Source organism: Paracoccus mangrovi, assembly GCF_042648425.1.
Lineage (GTDB): Bacteria > Pseudomonadota > Alphaproteobacteria > Rhodobacterales > Rhodobacteraceae > Paracoccus > Paracoccus mangrovi.
Genome location: NZ_JBHRXJ010000043.1, coordinates 1 through 2,202 on the forward strand (window position 1 = coordinate 1; position 2,202 = coordinate 2,202).

3 protein-coding genes and 1 pseudogene are annotated in these 2,202 nt (G+C 60.4%); 2 read left to right on the forward strand and 2 right to left on the reverse strand.

Translation table 11 applies throughout. The features are described 5' to 3' along the window. Window positions 1-105 precede the first annotated feature (105 nt). Complete coding sequence (locus ACFOMH_RS20530) at window positions 106-543, reverse strand: pseudoazurin (RefSeq protein WP_377746793.1); 438 nt, start codon at window positions 541-543, stop codon at window positions 106-108. Window positions 544-853: 310 nt separating this feature from the next. Between ACFOMH_RS20530 and ACFOMH_RS20535 the strand changes: the two genes are divergently transcribed. Further along, window positions 854-1,441, forward strand: coding sequence for a recombinase family protein (locus ACFOMH_RS20535; protein ID WP_274563280.1), 588 nt, complete (start codon window positions 854-856; stop codon window positions 1,439-1,441). 33 nt (window positions 1,442-1,474) lie between these two features. Here the strand turns inward: ACFOMH_RS20535 and ACFOMH_RS20540 are convergent. Continuing rightward, window positions 1,475-1,678: pseudogene (locus ACFOMH_RS20540) on the reverse strand (transposase); the annotation flags it as partial. Here ACFOMH_RS20540 and ACFOMH_RS20545 point away from each other — a divergent pair. Beyond that, window positions 1,581-2,201, forward strand: a complete 621-nt coding sequence (locus ACFOMH_RS20545) for a hypothetical protein (protein WP_377746795.1) — start codon at window positions 1,581-1,583, stop codon at window positions 2,199-2,201. The pseudogene ACFOMH_RS20540 and the gene ACFOMH_RS20545 sit on opposite strands and share 98 nt — an antisense overlap. Window position 2,202: the final 1 nt, after the last annotated feature.

Sequence of the window (2,202 nt, forward strand, 5' to 3'; positions counted from 1 at the left end):
CGAAGGCGCCCCCTGCCGTTCCGGGATCGTCGGTCAAGCCACCGCGAAACGCAAAGGGGCGGCAATCTGCCGCCCCTTTCCCGTCATTGCATGGTTTTTGCCCGGTTATTCCACCTTGGCAATTTCCGCGTCCAGCCGCTCGCGCGCCTTCTTGGGCATCTTCGCGGTCTGGGCATCTTCCAGGTTCGCGGGCGCATCGCCCACCTGGACCAGGGCGACCATACCCATGGCAAAGTGCGGCGTGCATTTCACGCCATAAAGGCCCGGCTCGGTCACGGTCAGAGAGAATTCGTCGTTGATCTTGCTCTTGAAGGTCTCGACACCCTCGGGAAGAATTTCCTTGATGGATTCGACGTTGTGGCTCTTGTCGGTGGGCACGAAGTGGATCACGTCGCCCGGCTCGGCTTTTACGAAAGCAGGCTCGAAGACCATCGTCCCTGCCTCACCCTTGTTCAGCATCTCGACCTCATACTCGGCGGCAAAGCCAGTGCCGGCCAAGGCAAGGAGCAGAACGGGGGCGGCAAGGAAGGACAGGCGTTTCATCGGTAATCTCCTAGTTGAACGGACCAATCGGGGTCCGTTGAGAGGTGGTATAGGCAGTCTCGGGCGCCTCTGCCTTGATCCAGCGCAAATGACGCGCCTTATCGATGATGCCCTCAACGCTATGTCGGGCGGATGAGAGAGAGCCTCGTTGGAATGGCGGAACTTTGGTGCCGTGACCGTCCGTAAGGGGATCGGTGAGCGGACAGGGTCGAGGTGACGGCTGATGGCCAATAAACCGAACCTCATCATGTCTCGTATAGATAGTACGATTTGATTCGCACATAAGGCCCCTTATCCGTACACTCGCTGCATGACTGCGACAAAGATTGGCTATGCCCGCTGCTCCACCGACCGTCAGGATCTGACGGCACAACGTGCTGCCCTTGCGGAGCTTGGGGTCACCGAAGACCGCATCTACACCGACCACGGCCTGACGGGCACGAACCGCGCCCGACCCGGTCTCGACCAGGCTCTCGCCGCCGTGCGCGCAGGCGATGTGCTGGTCGTGCCGAAGCTCGACCGCCTCGCGCGCTCGGTCCCGGACGCCCGAGCGATCGCAGATCAGTTACAAAAGAAAGGCATCAAGCTCGCCCTTGGCGCGTCGGTCTATGATCCGGCCGATCCGATGGGAAAGATGTTCTTCAACATTCTGGCCACCTTCGCCGAGTTCGAGGCCGACCTCATCCGCATGCGCACCCGCGAAGGCATGGCCATCGCCCGCGCCAAGGGCAAGCTCCGGGGAAAGCAGCCGAAACTTTCGGAAAAACAACAAAGAGAACTGAACCGGATGCACGCATCCGGCGAATACTCTATCAGCGATCTTGCTGAGCTCTTCTCCGTCTCAAGACCGACCGTCTACAGGACCCTGCAGCGAAATTCGGCAAAAAATATGCCTTAGCGTAGGATCCTGCCCCCTCCGGCATCAGACCCCTTTCGGGTCGCCATGCTTGCGTGCGTGCCACTCGCCTTCACCTTCGACCTTGATCCCGGTGCTGTCGATCAGCAGGTGCAACGGCCCCTTGGAGCCGCGGTAGGGGATGTTCACGGCCAAGGTATTCTGGCGGCGAGATAGCGTGCTGAAGTCGGGCACCGTCCAGTTCAGGCCGACCAGCCGTAGCAGGCTCTCGACGAACCCGCCTCGCCATGGTCACTCGGACCAGTGGCGTTTTCATGGCTCGATCTGCCGGAGCGCCATGGGGTCTTCGACTGCCGATATCGTTGCCACCATCCGCGCCCTGGATCACGCATGCGGACACTTGACGGGTATCGATGATCTCGTCGCGCTCGTGCTTAGTGTCGAGGATGCGTGCGATTCGACCATGCTCGATCACAACGCCAGGCTTTTCGCGCAGCGCGACGGCGAAGTGAGGGAAGAGTTCGGCCTCCCGCTGCCGTCATTCTATGTCTTGGGCGTCAACATGATGCCGGGAGAGGTCTTTGTCACGGATGACATGCCTCCGGCCAGCTATTCCGCCACTGAAATTCATCAGTTCGACGAGCTCCTGCGGCGCCTGAGACTTGCGGTCCGCGATGGCGACGTTCGCTCATTGGCGGCCATCGCCAGGGAGTATCCGAAACTCTGTGTATCTGACCGGGCCCATGCGGTTTTCAGATACGGTCAGGCGTCGAAACGCCCTGCGAACATTATGGCCAGCTGAT

Excerpts from the sequence above, each read along its gene's own strand:
- ACFOMH_RS20530 (WP_377746793.1), bottom strand. The coding sequence starts at position 543 with ATGAAACGCCTGTCCTTCCTTGCCGCCCCCGTTCTGCTCCTTGCCTTG.
- ACFOMH_RS20535 (WP_274563280.1), top strand. The coding sequence starts at position 854 with ATGACTGCGACAAAGATTGGCTATGCCCGCTGCTCCACCGACCGTCAG.
- ACFOMH_RS20545 (WP_377746795.1), top strand. The coding sequence starts at position 1,581 with ATGTTCACGGCCAAGGTATTCTGGCGGCGAGATAGCGTGCTGAAGTCG.